Raw genomic sequence first — 19,542 nt, forward strand, 5'->3', positions numbered from 1 at the left:
GCTACCAGGCTGCTCCACCCCGCGTCCGTCTTTCTACAGTCGTAGAAGATACTTCATCAAATTTTAATTGGTTGCGGGGGCCGGATTTGAACCGACGACCTTCGGGTTATGAGCCCGACGAGCTACCAGGCTGCTCCACCCCGCGTCCGTGGATGCGCACTATACTCGGATAGGTTTGTGATGCAACCCCTTTTTCACATAAATCATGATTTTGTATGCAAATTGAACGACATGGCTCTGTTTGGACTATTTTTGCGCAAATTTGCCAAAGGGCATGCGATCGCATTTCATTAGCCCTGGCGGTTTGTTATCTTCATCACGCGGAAATGGGCAACTTAAAGACGAGATATAATGAAAGGACGTTGGGCGAAGTATCTGATGGCGGGCGCAATGGTAGCGATTCTTGCGGCCTGTTCTTCCAAACCGACCGATCGCGGTCAACAGTATAAAGACGGGAAGTTATCCCAGCCTTTCTCTTTAGTTAATCAGCCTGATGCCGTCGGCGCACCGATTAATGCCGGTGATTTCTCCGAGCAGGTCTACCAGATCCGCAACGCGTCGCCGCGTCTGTATGGCACCCAGAGTAGCGTGTATAACGCGGTCCAGGACTGGCTGAAAGCAGGCGGCGATACGCGCAACATGCGCCAGTTTGGTATCGACGCCTGGCAGATGGAAGGGGCCGATAACTACGGCAACGTCCAGTTTACCGGCTACTACACCCCGGTTATCCAGGCACGACACTCGCGTCAGGGCGAGTTCCAGTATCCTATCTACCGTATGCCGCCAAAACGCGGTCGTCTGCCGTCTCGCGCTGAGATCTACGCCGGTGCGCTGAGCGAAAACTACGTTCTGGCCTACAGCAACTCCCTGATGGATAACTTCATCATGGACGTTCAGGGCAGCGGCTACATTGATTTTGGCGACGGTTCGCCGCTTAACTTCTTCAGCTATTCCGGTAAAAACGGCCACGCCTATCGCAGTATCGGTAAGGTGCTGATCGACCGCGGTGAAGTGAAGAAAGAAGATATGTCGATGCAGGCGATCCGCGAGTGGGGCGAGAAACACAGCGAAGCCGAGGTGCGCGAGCTGCTGGAGCAGAACCCGTCGTTCGTCTTCTTCAAACCGCAAAACTTCGCGCCGGTGAAAGGGGCCAGCGCGGTTCCGCTGATTGGCCGCGCGTCGGTAGCATCGGATCGTTCGATTATTCCTGCAGGCACCACGCTGCTTGCTGAGGTCCCTCTGCTGGACAATAACGGCAAGTTCAACGGTCAGTATGAGCTGCGTCTGATGGTGGCGCTGGACGTCGGCGGGGCAATTAAAGGCCAGCACTTCGACATCTATCAGGGTATTGGCCCTGACGCAGGCCATCGCGCGGGCTGGTATAACCACTACGGACGCGTGTGGGTGCTGAAGGCGGCTCCGGGAGCTGGAAACGTATTCAGCGGCTGATTGTGGTATTCTGAGCACAATACGGATTACTGTTCAGGGTGAGGAAAACCTCACCCTTTTTACATCTGAGGTTTTATGTCTGTGGTAATCAGCGACGCCTGGCGCCAGCGTTTTGGCGGAACGGCACGTTTATATGGTGAAAAAGCCCTGCAGCTGTTTGCGGATGCGCACGTCTGCGTCGTGGGCATTGGTGGTGTGGGGTCGTGGGCGGCAGAAGCGCTGGCGAGAACCGGTATTGGCGCAATTACCCTGATTGACATGGATGACGTTTGCGTCACCAACACTAACCGTCAAATCCATGCGCTGCGTGATAGCGTCGGCCTGGCAAAATCCGAGGTGATGGCGGAACGTATTCGTCTCATCAACCCGGAGTGCCGCGTGACGGTGATCGACGACTTTGTGACGGCAGATAACGTCGCGGAGTACATGAGCAAAGGCTACAGCTATGTGATTGACGCCATCGACAGCGTGCGGCCAAAAGCGGCGCTGATCGCATACTGTCGTCGCTACAAGGTGCCGCTGGTCACGACGGGCGGTGCGGGCGGGCAAATCGATCCGACGCAGATCCAGGTGGCCGATCTGGCGAAAACGATCCAGGATCCGCTGGCGGCCAAGCTGCGCGAGCGCCTGAAGAGCGATTTTAACGTGGTGAAGAACAGCAAAGGCAAGCTCGGCGTCGACTGCGTGTTCTCGACGGAAGCGCTGGTCTACCCGCAGGCGGATGGTTCAGTCTGCGCGATGAAAAGCACGGCGGAAGGGCCAAAACGAATGGACTGCGCCTCAGGTTTTGGAGCGGCCACCATGGTGACCGCCTCCTTCGGCTTTGTGGCGGTGTCTCACGCCCTCAAGAAAATGATGGCGAAGGCGGAACGTTAGGCCTGAGCCTGACGCGCGGCATCCAGTACCGCGTCGCTCAGCGCGATCAACCCCTGACCGCGCGAGGCGCTGAGCTGCGCGCGCAGCCCAAGCTCATCAAATAACGCCAGCGGCGAATGCGCCAGCAATTCCGCCGCGCTTTTCCCTTCCACAGCGGTCAACAATACGGCCAGCAGGCCCCGTACAATGCGGCCTTCGCTGTCGCCGAAGAAGTGCAGCTTCTCGCCGGAGACGCTCACGCCCAGCCAGACGCGGTTTTCACAGCCTGCAATCTCTTTCGCCTGCGCTTTAAGATCGTCGGAAAGCGCAGGGAGCTGTTTACCCAGCAGGATCAGCTGACGATATTTATCTTCCCACTGCTGGAGCGGGGCGAAGGTCTGTTTTAAGGTCTCTTCTGTGATGACCGTGCCAAACGGATGTCCGGCTAAAGCAGCGCTAGTCATTAATCCACCAGTATTTCAAGGGCGCGGTCAACGGCGGCAACCAGCGCGTCGACATCGCTTTGGGTATTATACGGCGCAAACGAGGCGCGCAGCGTACCGTTAACGCCGAGCGCCGCCAGCAGCGGCTGGGCGCAGTGCTGTCCGGCACGCAGGGCAATGCCGTACCCGGCCAGTAGCGTCACCATGTCGCTATGGTGAACGCCCGCAAAATCAAAGGCGAGCAGGCTGGAGTCCTGCACGCGGAACGAGCGGAAGCCTGGGCGCTTTTTGAGTTCTTCCTCTGCCAGCGTCGCCAGCCCCCGGCTCCAGCTTTCAGCCTGGACAATGTCGGTTTCAGCCAGCCACTCCAGCGCCGCGCTTAAGCCAATCACCCCCGCCACGTTCGGCGTACCGGCTTCCAGACGATAGGGAACATCCTGAGTTTTGAAGCCATCGAACGACACTTCGGTAATCATTTTGCCGCCACCGAGCCACGGCGTCATTTTTGCCAGCAGTTCTGGCTTACCGTACAACGCTCCTATACCGGTTGGCCCGTAGAGCTTATGTCCCGAAAAGGCGTAAAAGTCGATATCAAGCGCCTGCACATCAGCGGGGAAGTGCACCACGCCCTGAGCGCCGTCGACCATCACCACCATACCGCTGGCATGGGCGATGCGAATGGCCTGAGCCAGATCCGGGCAGCCACCCGTGACGTTCGACATCTGTCCGAGCGCCAGAATGCGGCTGCGGGGCGTAATCAGCTCGGGAAGGCGGGCAACGTCGGGCAGAAGGTCTGCCCCCAGCGGGAGTTTCACCACGCGCGCACCCGTTTGCTCGGCCACCATTAGCCATGGCACCAGGTTGGCGTGATGTTCCGCTTCGCTGACGACGATCTCATCGCCCGGCTGAAGCAGCGGGCGCGCGTAGCACTGGGCCACCATATTGATGGCCTCGGTCGTGCCGCGCGTCCAGACGATGTTTTTCCCGCTTTCGGCATTGATCAGGTGCGCGACCTGATCGCGTGCGGCTTCGTAGCGCGCGGTTAATCGCTGCGCTTCGGCAAACTGGCTGCGATGCACGTTCCCGGCGCTCAGGCTGTAGAACTGCTGCGTGGCCTCAATCACCGCCTGTGGCTTAAGGGCGGTGGCGGCGCTATCCAGGTAAATACCGGCATCGGCCAGGGCCGGAAACTGTGCGCGGAACTGCGCAGGACTGAAAGCGTTCATGGGATTCCTCATTTCAATATAGCGATCGTCGCGCAATTTCAGCGGCAGGGCAAGGAGGTTGATATCTATCAGAATTGTCTGCTTATCCTTACGCCCTTAAAAAAGCAGGTTATGCTAAATAGTGTTAGGCGGATGTTTTAGCCTGTTATAAATCGAGGTTTGAATAGCATTAATTGCTAAAGGAGAATAATCATGAATAAGACAGCTGCAATCATTTCTGCCTGTGCGTTTACTTTTGCCCTGAGCGCCTGTTCCGGTAACAACTACGTGATGCACACCAACGATGGTCGTTCTATCGTTTCGGAAGGGAAACCGACTACCGATAATGATACCGGGATGATTTCGTACAAAGATGCTAACGGGAACAAGCAGCAGATCAACCGCACGGACGTTAAAGAGATGAAAGAGATCGAGCATTAACAGATCGCAGGCGAAAAAAAAGCACCGCAAATTGGCGGTGCTACATTAATCACTATGGACAGACAGGGTAAATGTACAGGAAGTGAAAAATTGGTAGCGTTGCTACCGTGGTCTGAATCGCAGACCAATTGCAAACACAACAACACAACATCACAACCGTAAGCCAAAAGCCCTTCAGAACACGCATTCCGAAAAAAGCTCTTCGTTCCGGCTCAGGAAGTGCCGCCACTATAGGTATTTGCTGGTAGTTCCTCAACGGACAAATTATAATGGCTCAGATAAAAAAAACTAATAGGTTAAACGTTGTTTCCTGTTTGTTAAAATCCGTTAACATCTAAGCCAGATAACCATGTCAAAGCGATTGCCACCCCTTAATGCATTACGTGTTTTTGATGCAGCAGCACGTCACCTGAGCTTCACCCGCGCAGCAGATGAGCTTTTTGTGACACAGGCCGCAGTAAGTCACCAAATCAAGTCTCTGGAGGATTTTCTGGGCCTTAAGCTGTTTCGTCGACGCAACCGTTCGTTGCTGTTGACCGAAGAGGGGCAGAGCTATTTTCAGGATATTAAAGAGATTTTTTCCCAGCTTACGGAAGCCACGCGTAAGCTGCAGGCTCGCAGTGCAAAAGGTGCCCTGACTGTCAGTTTATTGCCCAGTTTTGCCATTCATTGGCTGGTGCCCAGACTCTCAAGCTTTAACTCAGCTTATCCGGGGATCGACGTTCGAATCCAGGCGGTAGATCGCCAGGAGGACAAGCTGGCCGATGACGTGGATGTCGCCATTTTTTATGGTCGCGGTAACTGGCCGGGCTTGCGTGTTGAGAAATTATACGCAGAATATCTCCTGCCGGTCTGTTCTCCCCTGCTGTTAACAGGTGAAAAGGCGCTGAAGTCACCCGCTGACCTGGCTCAGCATACGCTTTTGCATGATGCCTCTCGCCGCGACTGGCAAACTTATACCCGTCAATTAGGTCTTACACATATAAACGTGCAGCAGGGACCCATCTTTAGCCACAGTGCGATGGTGTTACAGGCTGCCATTCACGGGCAGGGCGTGGCGTTGGCGAACAACGTTATGGCGCAGTCCGAAATTGAGGCAGGCCGCCTGGTTTGCCCTTTTAATGATGTACTGGTCAGCAAGAATGCGTTTTATCTGGTTTGTCATGACAGTCAGGCAGAACTGGGTAAAATAGCCGCCTTCCGGCAGTGGATACTGGCGAAAGCGGCAACCGAGCAAGAAAAATTCCGCTTCAGGTATGAGCAATAACGTTTGTGTGCCGGGCACGCATCAATTCAGGACTTAAACATGACCAGCCGATTCATGCTGATTTTTGCCGCGGTGAGTGGCTTTATTTTTGTTGCACTGGGCGCCTTTGGCGCACATGTATTAAGCAAGTCTTTGGGCGCAGTAGAGATGGGCTGGATCCAGACCGGCCTTGAATATCAGGCGTTCCACACGTTGGCGATTTTTGGGCTGGCGGTGGCGATGCAGCGTCGCATCAGTATCTGGTTTTACTGGAGCAGCGTGTTTATGGCGCTGGGTACCGTGTTGTTCAGCGGTAGCCTGTACTGCCTTGCGCTCTCACATCTGCGCCTGTGGGCGTTCGTTACACCTGTCGGCGGCTTCAGCTTCCTGGCGGGTTGGGTATTAATGTTTATCGGAGCTATCCGTCTGAAACGCAAGGGCGTTGTTCATGAATAAGGTTGTTTTATATTGTCGCCCGGGGTTTGAGAAAGAGTGCGCCGCGGAAATTACCGATAAAGCGGCGAAGCGCGAAGTCTTCGGCTTTGCCCGCGTAAAAGAGAACGCGGGCTATGTGGTATTTGAGTGCTATCAGCCTGAAGACGCCGACAAGCTGGCGCGCGAGCTGCCGTTCAGCTCGCTGATCTTCGCTCGCCAGATGTTTGTTGCGGGTGAGCTGCTGAAGGACCTTCCGCCGGAAGACCGCATCACGCCAATTGTCGGCATGCTGCAGGGCGTGGTGGAGAAGGGCGGCGATCTGCGCGTTGAAGTGGCGGATACCAACGAAAGTAAAGAGCTGATGAAGTTCTGCCGTAAGTTCACCGTGCCGCTGCGTGCGGCGCTGCGTGATGCGGGCGTGCTGACAAACTACGAAACGCCGAAGCGTCCGGTGGTGCATATCTTCTTTATCGCACCGGGCTGCTGCTATACAGGCTATTCGTACACCACCAACAACTCTCCCTTCTTTATGGGCATTCCGCGTTTGCGCTTCCCGTCCGATGCGCCAAGCCGTTCCACGCTCAAGCTGGAAGAGGCGTTCCACGTCTTTATCCCGGCGGATGAGTGGGATGAACGTCTGGCAAACGGCATGTACGCCGTCGACCTTGGCGCGTGCCCGGGCGGCTGGACCTATCAGCTGGTGAAACGCAATATGTGGGTATCGTCCGTTGATAACGGCCCAATGGCCCAAAGCCTGATGGACACCGGGCAGGTCACCTGGCTGCGTGAAGACGGTTTCCGCTATCGCCCGAACCGTAACAACATCTCGTGGATGGTGTGCGATATGGTTGAGAAGCCGGCAAAAGTGGCCGCGCTGATGGCCTCCTGGCTGGTGAATGGCTGGTGTCGTGAGACCATTTTCAACCTCAAGCTGCCGATGAAAAAGCGCTATGAGGAAGTGTCGCAGAATCTGGCCTACATTCAGGAGCAGATGGATGAACACGGAATTAACGTGGAGATCCAGGCGCGTCAGCTGTATCACGACCGTGAAGAGGTGACGGTGCATATTCGTCGCTGGTGGGCTGCGGTCGGCGGACGTCGCGACGAGCGATAGTCCGTGTTCTATTGCCCGGTGGCGCTACGCTTACCGGGCCTACAGAAAAGCGTTAACGCTCTAATCTCAACTGCTGTAAATTCCCATCCAGCTGTAAGTCCGTCTGTAGCGTTGCGATCTCCCGGCAGGTAAACGCCATCTCTTTATGCGCCTCCAGCTTCTTGCGCCACTTTTCCGGCACCTCATCCAGACGGGCGTAAATCCCTTCCAGACTCTGAAAATCGGTCAGCAGCTGCGCGGCGCTCTTCGGCCCAATACCGGCGACACCCGGAACTTTAGAACTGCTGATGCCTGCCAGCCCCCAGTAATCCGGCAGTTGCTCAGGCGAGACGCCGAACTCGCTGGCAATAAACGGCGCGTCCAGCCAGCGTTTTTGAAAATAGTCGCGAATGCGGATAGTCGGAGAGAGCAGCTGGCAGTAGCCTTTGTCAGTTGAAACGATAGTGGCCTGATGCCCGGCACTTGCCACCTTTACGGCCAGGGTGGCCGCGAGATCGTCGGCTTCATTTCCCTGTGCGCCCCAGCAGGGGACGCCCCGCTGTTCAAATGCAGCGCGCAGCATGGGCAACTCAGCGTGAAGATCGTCCGGCATCGGGGCGCGTCCGGCTTTGTAGTCAGGTAGACGCTGGTGTCGCCAGCCCGTGTTGCGGGCTTCGTCATCAAATACCGCGACCGCATGGGTGGGCTCACTGTGGCGGATAAGCTGTTCCAGCGCGTGCAGGCAGGTGTCTTTACAAGGCGTCCCCTGTACCGCATGGATACGGCGAATCAGGTTAAGAGCATCGACGATAAGTAAATGAACGGCCACAGATAATCTCCCTTCTATCTCATGGGTAAAGGGTAACACTGTCAGCAGCGTGAAACTATGAATGGTGGGGAAAACAGGAAGAAGCCTCGCAAAACGAGGCTTCCTGAGGGGCTTAATCGCAGGTCACGATCTTCATCGCCAGGCCGCCGCGAGAGGTTTCGCGGTATTTGGCGTTCATATCTTTACCGGTTTCGTACATGGTTTCGATAACCTTATCGAGACAGACGCGCGGCTCGCTGGTGCGGCGCAGCGCCATACGTGCCGCGTTCACCGCCTTCACGGAGGCAATCGCGTTACGTTCGATGCACGGTACCTGTACCTGTCCGGCAACCGGGTCACAGGTCAGTCCCAGGTTATGTTCCATGCCGATTTCCGCAGCAATGCACACCTGTGTCGGGCTTGCACCCAGCAGTTCGGCCAGGCCCGCCGCCGCCATGGAGCACGCCACGCCGACTTCACCCTGACAGCCCACTTCCGCACCGGAAATAGACGCGTTCATCTTATACAGCGAACCAATCGCACTGGCGACCAGCAGGTAGCGCGCCAGCGAGTTCGCGTTCACTTCACGAATAAACTTGTCGTAGTACGCCAGCACCGCCGGAACGATACCGCAGGCACCGTTAGTTGGCGCGGTGACCACGCGGCCCCCTGCGGCGTTCTCTTCGTTTACCGCCAGGGCGAACATGTTGATCCAGTCTACAACGGCCATCGGGTCCGTTGTCGTTTTGTCGGTGCTCACCAGCATACGGCGAAGTGCAGCAGCACGACGCGGTACGCGAAGCTTGCCCGGCAGAACGCCTTCGGTGGTGATCCCACGCTCGATACCGCCGCGCATCACTTCCCAGACGTTAGTGAAGTGCTGTTCGAGCTCTTCTTTACTGTGAAGTGCCAGCTCGTTTTTCATCATCAGGCCGGAGAGGGAAAGGCCCGTCTCCTGACAGTGACGCTGAAGATCCGCCGCCGTTTTGTACGGATACGGCACTTCGACAGAAGAGGTATTGGTTTGACCAAAGTGGTCTTCGTCGACGATAAAACCGCCGCCGATAGAGTAATACGTCTGGCTGTATACCGCTTTGTCGCCGGCCAGCGCGGTAATGCGCATGCCGTTTTCGTGCAGCGACAGGTTGTCCGCATGGAAATTCATGCAGTGGTCAACCGGGAATTCAACCTCATGCTCACCGTTCGCCAGCAGCAGGCGACCGTGGGTGTTCACATCCTGGATGAAGCCAGGGATCGCATCAATATCAACGGTATCCGGCAGGTTTCCCGCCAGGCCCATGATAATGGCGATATCGGTATGGTGGCCTTTCCCGGTCAGGGAAAGCGAGCCGTATACATCGACAACCACGCGGGTAACGTCATGCAAGATGCCGCGTGCAATCAAGTCATCCGTGAACTGCTTACCGGCTTTCATTGGTCCGACGGTGTGAGAGCTGGAAGGACCAATACCGATTTTGAAGATATCGAATACGCTAATCATGATGCGTCCATTGCTTTCAGTCAGAGAGGGAGGAGTGCGCCGTCCGAAGACGGCGCGGGTGATAATCAGAACATGGTGTACAGGGAGTAGAAGATCGCAGAGATTGCGATAAGACCCATGATAACTACAAACACGTTGCTCACATGACCGCTGTACTTGCGCATCGCAGGGACTTTCTGAATCGCGTACATCGGCATCAGGAACAGAATCATCGCGATGACCGGGCCGCCCAGGGTTTCAATCATGCCCAGGATGCTTGGGTTCAGCGTTGCTACCGCCCAGGTGGTGAGCAGCATGAACAGTGCAGTGATTTTGTTCAGCTTGTTGATCTCAATGCTCTTGCCTTTACCGCGCAGAGATTTAATCACCATACCGTTGAAGCCTTCACGCGCGCCGAGGTAGTGGCCCAGGAAGGATTTGGTGATGGCGATAATCGCGATGATAGGTGCCATCCACGCAATGACCGGTGCGTTAAAGTGGTTCGCCAGGTAAGACAGAATAGAGATGTTCTGCTCTTTCGCTGCCGCCAAATCCGCCGGGGAGAGGCTCAGTACGCAGCTGAAGACGAAGAACATAACGGTCAGTACCATCATGATGTGAGCGCGTGCCAGGATGCTGGAGCACTTCTTCTCTGCGCCATTACCGTACTCTTCACGTTTCGCCACAGCGAAAGAAGAGATGATTGGAGAGTGGTTGAAAGAGAACACCATTACCGGAATTGCCAGCCAGAGGGTCATCAGCAGGCCGTTACCGGTTGCCGATGCGCTGCTCAGGGACAGGGTTTCCAGCGCTGCACCGTTCCACTGTGGGATCAGGTAGCAAGCCAGTACCATCAGAGCAATAACGAACGGGAAGACCAGTACGCTCATTGCTTTCACAATCATCTGCTCACCGAAGCGAACGATGGTCATCATGCCCACGATCAGGATCAGAGACAGAATCGCACGCGGCGGCGGCGTCATGTGCAGCTGGTGCATCATGAAGCTTTCAACGGTGTTGGTGATCGCCACGCTGTAGACCAGCAGAATAGGGTAAATCGCGAAGAAGTAGAGCAGGGTAATCAGTTTACCTGCGCCAACGCCGAAATGCTCTTCAACAACTTCAGTGATGTCTTCGCCCGGGTTTTTACCGGACAGCACGAAGCGGGTCAGACCGCGGTGTGCGAAGAAGGTCATCGGGAAAGCAATGATAGCCATGATGATCAGCGGGATCAGACCGCCGACGCCTGCGTTGATAGGAAGGAACAGTACACCAGCGCCGATTGCTGTGCCGTAAAGGCCAAGCATCCACATGGTATCCGTTTTGCGCCAACCACTTCGGGATTCAATCGAAGCAACGGTGCTGGTTTGAGTGGTTTCCATCTGTATCTCCTGGAGGAAGCAAATTGTCAGGTTTTTAGTCAAATCCGATGAAAAAGTGCCTGACGGTAATATGAAATTCGTTCAGTGACGGTTTTTTAATAATTTTCGCCCGTAACTATTGGCGGGCGGAAAGATACATTCTAGTTATGAATCTATCAGTGATCCTGATCCCAAATGCAATAATCCACTTATGATGTGGGCATCTTTAGACCATTTATCTGTTAAAAAAACGTCAAAGAGAATTTACGGGCGCGAAGGCTACCACCAACGACATGTGAGCTGAAAGACTGGCCCGTGATATAGGTGTCTTTAGCTGTAAAGAAATGGGTTTTTAGTATTTTCTGGCAGGTAATTTGGATTAAGGCTGATAATTTACGGTTGAAAAAATAAGGTAATCGTTTGCGTTTGCGCATAGTTTGTAAAAGACATAAGTGATGCGTATGAATTACCTCGGTAATAAAAAAGCCGGGACGCGCAACAGGGCGACCCGGCTTTGATCAGATGCTGCTGAGCGTTATGTGCAGATTTCGTAGCAAGGAATATAGGCTGAGCCCGGAAGCTTCATGCGGTGCTGAGCGACAAAGCCCTGCAGCATGTCGTCCATGCGGCGCATCATCTCCGGGTCGCCGTGGATCTTGTACGGACCGTACTGTTCAATAGCGCGGATGCCCATCTCTTTCACGTTGCCCGCAACAATCCCGGAGAAGGCACGACGCAGATCGGCAGCCAGGACTTCCACCGGCTGGTCCGGATAGAGTTTCAGGTTCGCCATATTTTCGTGCGTTGGCTCGAACGGGATCTGCAGGTCCGGCGCGATGCGGATTGACCAGTTAAAGCTGTACGCATCGCCGGTATCGCGACGGTTTTCTTTTACCAGCGGCATCGCTTTTTTCATCTGGCGAGCCACCTCTGCGGCATCGTCAATGATGATGCGATAGTGACGACGCGCGGCTTCGCCCAGCGTATGCACGATAAACTCGTCCAGCACGCGGAAGTAGTCGGCGCTCTCCTTTGGACCGGTCAGGATCAGCGGCAGAACCTGATCTTTGTTGGCCGGGTTCATCAGAATACCCAGCAGATAGAGCAGCTCTTCCGCTGTCCCTACGCCGCCCGGGAAGATGATAATGCCGTGGGCGATACGGACAAACGCTTCAAGACGTTTCTCGATATCCGGCATGATAATCAGCTCGTTAACCAGCGGGTTAGGCGGCTCAGCGGCTATGATTGACGGCTCGGTCATGCCGATAAACCGCCCCTCTTTATAACGCTGCTGCGCGTGTCCCACTGCGGCACCTTTCATTGGCGCTTCCATCGCACCTGGGCCGCAGCCGGTACAAATATTCAGCTCGCGCAGGCCGAGCTGCGTTCCTACCCGACGGGCATAAAGGTATTCGGTTTCGTTAATGGAGTGACCGCCCCAGCAGACGACCATGTTCGGCGCTTCGCCAACGTGCAGGGCACGGGCGTTACGCAAAATGGAGAACACCAGGTTGGTGATATGGACCGAGCTTTCCAGGTCGAGATGCTGGAAACGGCCTGCGTTGTGGATCTGCCCGTTAACAAACAGGATGTCACGCAGCACGGCAAACAGGTTAGCCTGAAGTGAACGAATGATACGGCCGTCGACAAAGGCCTCTTCCGGCGGGTTGATGACTTCAAGCTTCACGCCACGCTCGCGGCGCAGCACGTTGATATCAAAGCTTTCGAAGCGGGACAGCAGTTCTTTACTGTTATCTGTCAGGCTTCCGGAGTTCAGTACGGCAAGTGAACAGTTACGAAACAGTTGATAAAGATCGCTGCTGGCCGTGCGCTTAAGCATGTCCACTTCCAGCTGCGACAACATATCCATTGAGCCAAGCGGGCTAATATGTGTAATCAAGTGAGCTCCTTACGGGACGATTATCGTCTTTCCCTGTTGATTACAATAGCCCTGGCGCGTGACGTTTCACAACCTAAAGCGCGGAAGATACCGCGCATATTGTGAAAATATTTATATTACTGACGCACCAGCCGTCCCGTTGCTGGCACGAAATCGGTATTGGTGCGCCACGGGTTGATGTCCAGACCGCCGCGGCGGGTGTAGCGCGCGTAAACGCTCAGTTTTTCTGGCTGGCAGAAACGCTGAATATCGCTAAAGATACGCTCCACGCACTGCTCGTGAAATTCGTTGTGATGGCGGAACGACACCAGGTAGCGCAGCAATTTCTCCCGGTCAATTTTCGGGCCGCGGTACTGGATCTGCACCGAGCCCCAGTCCGGCTGGTGGGTGATCAGGCAGTTGGATTTCAGCAGGTGGCTGACCAGCGTCTCTTCGACCACCTTTCCGCTCGCCGCGTTTTCGAGGTAATCGGCGCTGAATTCATAATTCTCCACCTCAATATCCTGATCGTCGATGCAGGTCCCGTTGAAGTGGGCGACTGGCTGCCCTTCCAGCTCGTGCAGGCGATACAGTGAAACGCTCACCTTTCCCTGCGCGCAGGCGCTTAAATCACGTTCCAGGGTGTGCTGAACGTCGTCCCAGCTGCTGAATTTTGTCTGGTTAAAGCTGTTGAGATAGAGCTTAAAGCTTTTGGACTCGACGAGATTAACGCTGGCGTAATCCAGCTCAACGTGGCCCACTGCCACCTGCGGCAGACCGCGCGCGTTGAGCCACGAGAGTTCGTACAGCGTCCAGATGTCACCGCCGACAAACGGCAAGGCATCCGCATGCAGGCCCAGAGGATCGCGGTTCAGGCTGCGCGGCACGCCCTGCAGCAGGCTTGCATCGTAGGTATCGCGGTAATCGGTCGATTTACCCAGCGTTAAGCCGGTTAACGCCTGATGATTTTCGTAAGACATGTTTCATAGCCACTTTACAGGTACACTTATGGCCTGAGTTTATCCTGTCTGACAAGAAGAGAGAAATCGGTGGACATCGAAACTGCAAATGCCCTCACTACCTTCACGGCCCGCTATTGCGACGCATGGCATGAAAAGGACCAGACTTGGCCGCAAAGTGCTGATTTGTATGGCGTACCTTCGCCGTGCATTATCTCTTCAGTCGACGATTACGTTATCTGGCAGCCAAAACCTTTCGACGGCGAGCAAAATGTAAATGCGGTTGAACGGGCAATGGACATTGTGGTACAACCAGCGGTTCACGCGTTTTATACCACGCAGTTCGCAGGGGATATGCCCGCACGCTTTGCTGATATCACGCTGACGCTGTTGCAGACCTGGAGCGAAGACGATCTGCAGCGTGTTCAGGAAAACCTGATTGGTCACCTGGTCACGCAAAAACGCCTGAAGCTTTCTCCGACGCTCTTTATTGCCACGCTGGACAGCGAACTGGACGTTATCTCCGTCTGTAACCTGTCAGGTGAAGTGGTTAAAGAGACTATCGGCACCCGCAATCGCGAGACTCTCGCCCCCTCTCTTGCGGATTTCCTCACCCGACTTGAGCCACTTCTGTAATCCATGATGCTATAGCGTGTGTGAGAGATCTCTTACAACGTTTGTGAGAGATCGCTGAAGATTCAGTATTACCTCATTTAATTCAGATTAATATTGCTCTGTTTTTCAATGAATTACTTGTTCATTGTATTGTTTTTAGGGATTTCTTACGGCTTACAACCCAGAAAGGGTGGGTTGTAAGACGAAGCGGAATAGCGGATTCTATTTCTGTCGACAGGATGCCGACACGAGAAACGAACATCAGGATGATGGCGTTTCTCACACAGGACTCGTCAGGATGGCGCTGCAGGAAGGCTTCAGGATGAAGCGAAGTGGATAGCGCAGGATGCGTAAGGGACACCTCCAGGAAGGAGAATGAGAGCCGGTCAGGATGGTCGGTGGGTCAGGAAGGCCAGGACGTTTCGGGATGAAACAAACACGTCAGGAAGATGTGTGCAGGATGCATCGGCTTACGGATGACCAGGCCTTCGGGCTTCAGGAAAAGTTGTCACGGATGAGCAGGGAGCACGAATTGTAGCTGGAATGCTGCGAAACGAACCGGGAGCACTGTTTTTACAGTGCTCCCTTTTTTTATTTCTGCCTTCCGCAATGCTATGCTGCGCGCCGTTCACTTTTTCAGTTGAGGTTACTATGACGCAACACGATAGCGTTCGTGCTCAGTTGCACGCCATCGAAGCCCTTTTGCGCCAACATCAGCTGTGGCAGGAGACCGCGCCGCAGCCAGAAGCGTTCGCGAGCACTCAGCCCTTCTGCCTGGATACGCTGGCCCCGTTTGAATGGCTGCAGTGGGTGTTAATTCCGCGCATGCACGCCCTGCTTGAGGGCGGTCACCCGCTTCCGCAGGCGTTTGCGGTCTCTCCCTACTATGAAATGGCGCTCGAGGCGACGCACCCTGCGCGCGACGTGTTGCTGGTCGAACTGGAAAAACTGGATGCCCTGTTTGCCGGTGAAGATGCATGACGCTTGAGATCCTCTATCAGGACGAGTGGCTGGTGGCGGTGAATAAACCGTCAGGCTGGCTGGTACACCGCAGCTGGCTCGATCGCGATGAGAAAGTGGTGGTGATGCAGACCGTTCGCGACCAGATTGGTCAGCATGTTTTTACCGCCCATCGTCTCGACAGGCCAACCTCCGGCGTGCTGCTGATGGGGCTTTCCAGCGAGGCGGGGCGTCTGCTGTCACAGCAGTTCGAACAGCATCAGATGCAAAAGCGCTACCACGCGATCGTGCGCGGCTGGCTGACGGAAGCCGCCACGCTGGACTATCCGCTGGTGGAGGAGCTGGACAAAATCGCCGATAAATTTGTCCGCGATGACAAAGGTCCGCAGCCCGCAGTAACGGATTATCGCGGCATAGCGACGACCGAAATGCCGGTTGCAACCAGCAAATTTCCGACCACACGCTACAGCCTGGTTGAGCTTCTGCCTAAAACCGGGCGTAAGCACCAGCTGCGACGCCATCTTGCGCACCTGCGCCATCCGATTATTGGCGACAGCAAACACGGTGATTTGCGCCAGAACCGCAGTGCGGCCGAACACTTTGGCTGCCATCGTCTGATGCTTCACGCCAGCGAGCTGAGCCTGACGCACCCGTTTACCGGCGAGCCGCTGACTATCCGTGCTGGGCTGGACGACGTCTGGATGCAGGCGCTGTCACAGTTTGGCTGGCTGGGACAACTCCCCGAAAATGAAAGGGTTGAGTTTGTATCGGGCAACGTTCAGGATGAACGGTAAATGCATTCATTATGGGAAAATATCATGGCTGAAGTAGGCATTTTTGTCGGCACAATGTACGGCAACTCGCTGCTGGTAGCGGAAGAGGCTGAGGCAATACTCGCCAGCCAGGGCCATAAAGCCACGGTCTATGAAGACCCGGAACTGGCAGACTGGGAAAAGTATAAAGATAAATACATTCTGGTGGTGACCTCCACCACCGGGCAGGGCGATCTGCCGGACAGCATCGTGCCGCTGTTTCAGGGCATTAAAGACCAGCTTGGCTATCAGCCAGACGTGCACTACGGCATCATTGCTCTGGGCGACAGCTCTTACGCCAACTTCTGCGGCGGCGGCAAGCAGTTCGATGCGCTCCTGCAGGAGCAGGGCGCCCAGCGCGTCGGCGAGATGCTGCTGATTGATGCCGGGGAGCATCCTGAACCCGAAAGCGAGTCGAACCCGTGGGTGGAGAACTGGGCCTCCCTTCTCAAATAACACTCTGCCCGGCGGCGCTTCGCTTGCGCGGGCCTACGGGGTTTCCAGGCCGGGTAAGGCATAGCCGCCACCCGGTGATACACCCCGCTCCAAACGCCAATTCCGTGAACCACCTTCCATTCCCCTGGGCTTATGCCATAAACAACCTCTCATGCACCCTTCAATACTGTGTTTTTGCACGGTGAGAGAACGGGCCACTCCTTCATATACTTTTCCGGTCACTATAAAACGGCGTCAGGCCGTACCAAAACGACAAAACACCAATCTCATTCTGATTACCCTACCGGTGCTGTACAGAATGAACCAGGCGAAAGCTATGTTTCAGGAGTGCAACAATGAGTACATTAAGCCACGCAGCGAGCAGCGCTGAAAAGCGCACCAACGCCCGCTACTGGATAGTGGTGATGCTGTTTATCGTCACGTCCTTTAACTATGGTGACCGCGCCACGCTGTCGATTGCCGGTTCTGAAATGGCAAAAGATATCGGCCTCGATCCGGTGGGCATGGGTTACGTTTTCTCCGCATTCTCATGGGCCTACGTCATCGGGCAAATTCCTGGCGGCTGGCTGCTGGACCGTTTTGGATCTAAACGCGTCTATTTCTGGTCCATCTTTATCTGGTCGATGTTTACCCTGCTGCAGGGTTTCGTCGATATCTTCAGCGGCTTCGGCATTATCGTGGCACTCTTTACGCTGCGCTTCCTGGTGGGCTTAGCGGAAGCACCTTCCTTCCCTGGGAACAGCCGCATTGTCGCTGCCTGGTTCCCGGCGCAGGAGAGGGGAACGGCGGTGGCGATTTTCAACTCCGCACAGTACTTCGCGACGGTCATCTTCGCGCCGATCATGGGCTGGCTGACGCATGAGGTGGGCTGGTCGCACGTCTTCTTCTTCATGGGCGGGCTTGGGATCGTCATCAGCTTCGTCTGGCTGAAAGTGATCCACGAACCCAACCAGCATCCAGGCGTGAACAAAAAAGAGCTGGAGTACATCGCGGAAGGCGGCGCGCTGATCAATATGGATCAGAAATCCGCAAAAGCAAAAGTCCCGTTCAGCCAGAAATGGGCGCAGATCAAGCAGCTCGTCGGCTCGCGCATGATGATCGGTATCTATCTGGGCCAGTACTGTATTAACGCCTTAACCTACTTCTTCATCACCTGGTTCCCGGTATACCTGGTGCAGGCACGCGGCATGTCGATTCTGAAAGCGGGATTTGTCGCGTCGGTTCCGGCAATCTGCGGCTTCGTCGGCGGCGTGCTCGGCGGAGTGATTTCCGACTGGCTGATGCGCCGCACCGGCTCGCTGAACATCGCGCGTAAAACCCCGATTGTGCTCGGCATGCTGCTCTCCATGACCATGGTGTTCTGTAACTACGTCAACGCCGAATGGATGATCATCGGCTTTATGGCGATGGCCTTCTTCGGCAAAGGCATTGGCGCGCTGGGCTGGGCGGTGATGGCGGATACGGCGCCGAAGGAGATCAGCGGCCTAAGCGGCGGCCTGTTCAACATGTTCGGCAACATCTCCGGGATTGTTACGCCTATCGCTATCGGCTACATCGTCGGCACCACCGGCTCTTTCAACGGTGCGCTAATCTACGTGGGTGTGCATGCGCTGGTGGCGGTACTGAGTTACCTGGTGCTGGTGGGGGATATCAAACGCGTCGAACTTAAACCTGTTGTGGAGCGTGGATGATGACAACGCAATCGAGCCCAATCGTTACGGAGATGAAGGTCATCCCGGTGGCCGGGCAGGACAGCATGCTGCTCAATATCGGCGGTGCGCATAGCGCCTGGTTTACCCGTAATATCGTCGTGTTGAAAGACAGCGCAGGGAATACCGGCGTGGGCGAGGCCCCGGGCGGAGAGGTGATCTACCAGACGCTGGTCGATGCCATTCCGCAGGTCGTGGGCCAGGAGGTCGCCCGTCTGAACAAGGTCGTTCAGCGGGTGCATAAGGGCAATCAGTCGGCGGATTTTGATACGTTCGGTAAAGGTGCCTGGACGTTTGAACTGCGCGTCAACGCGGTCGCCGCGCTGGAGGCCGCCCTGCTCGACTTGCTGGGTCAGGCGCTCAATGTACCGGTTTGCGAGCTGCTGGCGCCCGGCAAACAGCGCGATGCGGTCACCGTGCTGGGCTATCTGTTCTACGTTGGCGATCGCAATAAGACCGATCTCCCCTATCTGGCCCGATCCACGGGCGATCACGACTGGTATCGCCTGCGCCACCAGGAAGCGCTCTCCAGCGACGCGGTGGTGCGTCTGGCCGAGGCGGCGCAGGATCGCTACGGCTTTAAGGATTTCAAGCTGAAGGGCGGCGTGCTGCCCGGCGAGCAGGAGATTGAAACTGCCCGGGCGCTGAAAAAACGCTTTGCGGATGCGCGGATCACCGTCGATCCCAACGGCGCCTGGCTGCTGGATGAAGCGATTAGCCTGTGCAAGGGGCTGGGGGATGTCCTGACCTATGCGGAAGACCCCTGCGGCGCGGAGCAGGGCTTCTCGGGCCGTGAAGTCATGGCCGAGTTTCGTCGCGCCACCGGGCTGCCTGTCGCGACCAATATGATCGCCACCAACTGGCGTGAAATGGGTCATGCAGTGATGCTGAACGCAGTCGACATTCCGCTGGCGGACCCTCACTTCTGGACGCTTTCAGGCGCGGTTCGCGTGGCGCAGCTGTGCGATGACTGGGGGCTGACCTGGGGCTGTCACTCGAACAACCACTTTGATATTTCGCTGGCGATGTTTACCCACGTTGGCGCGGCGGCGCCGGGTAACCCGACCGCCATCGACACCCACTGGATTTGGCAGGAAGGGGAAGCCCGCCTGACGAAAAATCCGCTGGAAATCATCAACGGCAAGATTGCCGTACCGGATGCGCCGGGGCTGGGCGTGGAGATTGACTGGGATCAGATCCATAAAGCTCATGAGGCGTATAAAAAGCTACCGGGCGGTGCGCGTAACGACGCGGGCCCGATGCAGTACCTGATCCCCGGCTGGACATTTGACCGTAAGCGCCCTGTTTTTGGACGTCACTGATAAAAGGATTACAC

19 protein-coding genes and 1 tRNA gene are annotated in these 19,542 nt (G+C 55.7%); 12 read left to right on the forward strand and 8 right to left on the reverse strand.

The window, feature by feature from the left end; genetic code table 11:
- Positions 1-68 precede the first annotated feature (68 nt).
- A tRNA-Met gene (locus tag ACZ6J2_RS14810) sits at positions 69-145 on the reverse strand.
- A gap of 206 nt (positions 146-351) precedes the next feature.
- Here ACZ6J2_RS14810 and mltA point away from each other — a divergent pair.
- Together mltA and tcdA are read left to right on the forward strand one after the other, a co-directional pair.
- Positions 352-1,449, forward strand: coding sequence for a murein transglycosylase A (mltA, locus tag ACZ6J2_RS14815; protein ID WP_023309035.1), 1,098 nt, complete (start codon positions 352-354; stop codon positions 1,447-1,449).
- 75 nt (positions 1,450-1,524) lie between these two features.
- Complete coding sequence (tcdA, locus tag ACZ6J2_RS14820; RefSeq protein WP_471726053.1) at positions 1,525-2,325, forward strand: tRNA cyclic N6-threonylcarbamoyladenosine(37) synthase TcdA; 801 nt, start codon at positions 1,525-1,527, stop codon at positions 2,323-2,325.
- On the opposite strand, the gene csdE is transcribed toward tcdA, so the two are convergent.
- Positions 2,322-2,768, reverse strand: a complete 447-nt coding sequence (csdE, locus tag ACZ6J2_RS14825) for a cysteine desulfurase sulfur acceptor subunit CsdE (protein ID WP_023333259.1) — start codon at positions 2,766-2,768, stop codon at positions 2,322-2,324. The two genes, tcdA and csdE, sit on opposite strands and share 4 nt — an antisense overlap.
- Complete coding sequence (gene csdA, locus ACZ6J2_RS14830) at positions 2,768-3,973, reverse strand: cysteine desulfurase CsdA (RefSeq protein ID WP_335245877.1); 1,206 nt, start codon at positions 3,971-3,973, stop codon at positions 2,768-2,770. The genes csdE and csdA overlap by 1 nt, the downstream gene beginning before the upstream one ends.
- Positions 3,974-4,165: 192 nt before the next feature.
- Here csdA and ACZ6J2_RS14835 point away from each other — a divergent pair, with 192 nt between their 5' ends.
- The 4 genes from ACZ6J2_RS14835 (at position 4,166) to rlmM (ending at position 7,188) form a co-directional block, all read left to right on the forward strand.
- Positions 4,166-4,393 (forward strand): YgdI/YgdR family lipoprotein, encoded by a 228-nt coding sequence (locus tag ACZ6J2_RS14835; protein ID WP_008499648.1) that lies wholly within the window; start codon positions 4,166-4,168, stop codon positions 4,391-4,393.
- Between the two features lie 349 nt (positions 4,394-4,742).
- Positions 4,743-5,660 carry a glycine cleavage system transcriptional regulator GcvA gene (gene gcvA, locus ACZ6J2_RS14840; RefSeq protein WP_023309032.1) on the forward strand — a complete coding sequence of 306 codons (918 nt, stop codon included), beginning with the start codon at positions 4,743-4,745 and terminating at the stop codon, positions 5,658-5,660.
- 39 nt (positions 5,661-5,699) lie between these two features.
- Positions 5,700-6,095 carry a DUF423 domain-containing protein gene (locus ACZ6J2_RS14845; protein WP_023309031.1) on the forward strand — a complete coding sequence of 132 codons (396 nt, stop codon included), beginning with the start codon at positions 5,700-5,702 and terminating at the stop codon, positions 6,093-6,095.
- Positions 6,088-7,188, forward strand: a complete 1,101-nt coding sequence (gene rlmM, locus ACZ6J2_RS14850; protein ID WP_023309030.1) for a 23S rRNA (cytidine(2498)-2'-O)-methyltransferase RlmM — start codon at positions 6,088-6,090, stop codon at positions 7,186-7,188. Before ACZ6J2_RS14845 ends, rlmM begins: the two co-directional genes overlap by 8 nt.
- A 52-nt stretch (positions 7,189-7,240) precedes the next feature.
- On the opposite strand, the gene xni is transcribed toward rlmM, so the two are convergent.
- The 5 genes from xni to queF all read right to left on the reverse strand — a co-directional run bounded on the left by xni (position 7,241) and on the right by queF (position 13,675).
- Positions 7,241-7,996: a flap endonuclease Xni gene (gene xni, locus ACZ6J2_RS14855; protein ID WP_047650242.1), complete on the reverse strand. Its 756-nt coding sequence runs from the start codon at positions 7,994-7,996 to the stop codon at positions 7,241-7,243.
- Positions 7,997-8,108: 112 nt separating this feature from the next.
- Complete coding sequence (gene sdaB / locus ACZ6J2_RS14860; RefSeq protein ID WP_045355758.1) at positions 8,109-9,476, reverse strand: L-serine ammonia-lyase II; 1,368 nt, start codon at positions 9,474-9,476, stop codon at positions 8,109-8,111.
- 65 nt (positions 9,477-9,541) lie between these two features.
- A complete protein-coding gene (locus ACZ6J2_RS14865) occupies positions 9,542-10,837 on the reverse strand; it encodes an HAAAP family serine/threonine permease (protein ID WP_024909280.1) in 1,296 nt (431 codons plus the stop codon).
- Positions 10,838-11,351: 514 nt separating this feature from the next.
- Positions 11,352-12,716, reverse strand: coding sequence for a nucleotide 5'-monophosphate nucleosidase PpnN (gene ppnN / locus ACZ6J2_RS14870; RefSeq protein WP_023309027.1), 1,365 nt, complete (start codon positions 12,714-12,716; stop codon positions 11,352-11,354).
- 116 nt (positions 12,717-12,832) lie between these two features.
- On the reverse strand, positions 12,833-13,675 hold the full coding sequence (gene queF / locus ACZ6J2_RS14875; RefSeq protein WP_039263341.1) for an NADPH-dependent 7-cyano-7-deazaguanine reductase QueF: 843 nt from the start codon (positions 13,673-13,675) through the stop codon (positions 12,833-12,835).
- A gap of 69 nt (positions 13,676-13,744) precedes the next feature.
- Between queF and syd the strand changes: the two genes are divergently transcribed.
- The 6 genes from syd to ACZ6J2_RS14905 all read left to right on the forward strand — a co-directional run bounded on the left by syd (position 13,745) and on the right by ACZ6J2_RS14905 (position 19,528).
- Positions 13,745-14,290 (forward strand): SecY-interacting protein, encoded by a 546-nt coding sequence (syd, locus tag ACZ6J2_RS14880; RefSeq protein ID WP_325760584.1) that lies wholly within the window; start codon positions 13,745-13,747, stop codon positions 14,288-14,290.
- Between the two features lie 630 nt (positions 14,291-14,920).
- On the forward strand, positions 14,921-15,250 hold the full coding sequence (locus tag ACZ6J2_RS14885) for a YqcC family protein (protein ID WP_471726054.1): 330 nt from the start codon (positions 14,921-14,923) through the stop codon (positions 15,248-15,250).
- A complete protein-coding gene (gene truC, locus ACZ6J2_RS14890) occupies positions 15,247-16,023 on the forward strand; it encodes a tRNA pseudouridine(65) synthase TruC (RefSeq protein WP_471726055.1) in 777 nt (258 codons plus the stop codon). The genes ACZ6J2_RS14885 and truC overlap by 4 nt, the downstream gene beginning before the upstream one ends.
- Positions 16,024-16,047: 24 nt before the next feature.
- Positions 16,048-16,497: a flavodoxin gene (locus tag ACZ6J2_RS14895; RefSeq protein WP_471726056.1), complete on the forward strand. Its 450-nt coding sequence runs from the start codon at positions 16,048-16,050 to the stop codon at positions 16,495-16,497.
- Positions 16,498-16,832: 335 nt separating this feature from the next.
- Positions 16,833-18,188: a galactarate/glucarate/glycerate transporter GudP gene (gudP, locus tag ACZ6J2_RS14900; RefSeq protein ID WP_217071779.1), complete on the forward strand. Its 1,356-nt coding sequence runs from the start codon at positions 16,833-16,835 to the stop codon at positions 18,186-18,188.
- On the forward strand, positions 18,188-19,528 hold the full coding sequence (locus ACZ6J2_RS14905; protein WP_471726165.1) for an enolase C-terminal domain-like protein: 1,341 nt from the start codon (positions 18,188-18,190) through the stop codon (positions 19,526-19,528). The genes gudP and ACZ6J2_RS14905 overlap by 1 nt, the downstream gene beginning before the upstream one ends.
- Positions 19,529-19,542 lie beyond the last annotated feature (14 nt).

The organism is Enterobacter sp. E14S, assembly GCF_055666685.1.

Bases quoted from the DNA above. Each gene is read 5' to 3' on its own strand.
- mltA (WP_023309035.1), top strand. From the start codon at position 352: ATGAAAGGACGTTGGGCGAAGTATCTGATGGCGGGCGCAATGGTAGCG.
- tcdA (WP_471726053.1), top strand. From the start codon at position 1,525: ATGTCTGTGGTAATCAGCGACGCCTGGCGCCAGCGTTTTGGCGGAACG.
- csdE (WP_023333259.1), bottom strand. From the start codon at position 2,768: ATGACTAGCGCTGCTTTAGCCGGACATCCGTTTGGCACGGTCATCACA.
- csdA (WP_335245877.1), bottom strand. From the start codon at position 3,973: ATGAACGCTTTCAGTCCTGCGCAGTTCCGCGCACAGTTTCCGGCCCTG.
- ACZ6J2_RS14835 (WP_008499648.1), top strand. From the start codon at position 4,166: ATGAATAAGACAGCTGCAATCATTTCTGCCTGTGCGTTTACTTTTGCC.
- gcvA (WP_023309032.1), top strand. From the start codon at position 4,743: ATGTCAAAGCGATTGCCACCCCTTAATGCATTACGTGTTTTTGATGCA.
- ACZ6J2_RS14845 (WP_023309031.1), top strand. From the start codon at position 5,700: ATGACCAGCCGATTCATGCTGATTTTTGCCGCGGTGAGTGGCTTTATT.
- rlmM (WP_023309030.1), top strand. From the start codon at position 6,088: ATGAATAAGGTTGTTTTATATTGTCGCCCGGGGTTTGAGAAAGAGTGC.
- sdaB (WP_045355758.1), bottom strand. From the start codon at position 9,476: ATGATTAGCGTATTCGATATCTTCAAAATCGGTATTGGTCCTTCCAGC.
- ACZ6J2_RS14865 (WP_024909280.1), bottom strand. From the start codon at position 10,837: ATGGAAACCACTCAAACCAGCACCGTTGCTTCGATTGAATCCCGAAGT.
- queF (WP_039263341.1), bottom strand. From the start codon at position 13,675: ATGTCTTACGAAAATCATCAGGCGTTAACCGGCTTAACGCTGGGTAAA.
- ACZ6J2_RS14885 (WP_471726054.1), top strand. From the start codon at position 14,921: ATGACGCAACACGATAGCGTTCGTGCTCAGTTGCACGCCATCGAAGCC.
- truC (WP_471726055.1), top strand. From the start codon at position 15,247: ATGACGCTTGAGATCCTCTATCAGGACGAGTGGCTGGTGGCGGTGAAT.
- ACZ6J2_RS14895 (WP_471726056.1), top strand. From the start codon at position 16,048: ATGGCTGAAGTAGGCATTTTTGTCGGCACAATGTACGGCAACTCGCTG.
- gudP (WP_217071779.1), top strand. From the start codon at position 16,833: ATGAGTACATTAAGCCACGCAGCGAGCAGCGCTGAAAAGCGCACCAAC.
- ACZ6J2_RS14905 (WP_471726165.1), top strand. From the start codon at position 18,188: ATGACAACGCAATCGAGCCCAATCGTTACGGAGATGAAGGTCATCCCG.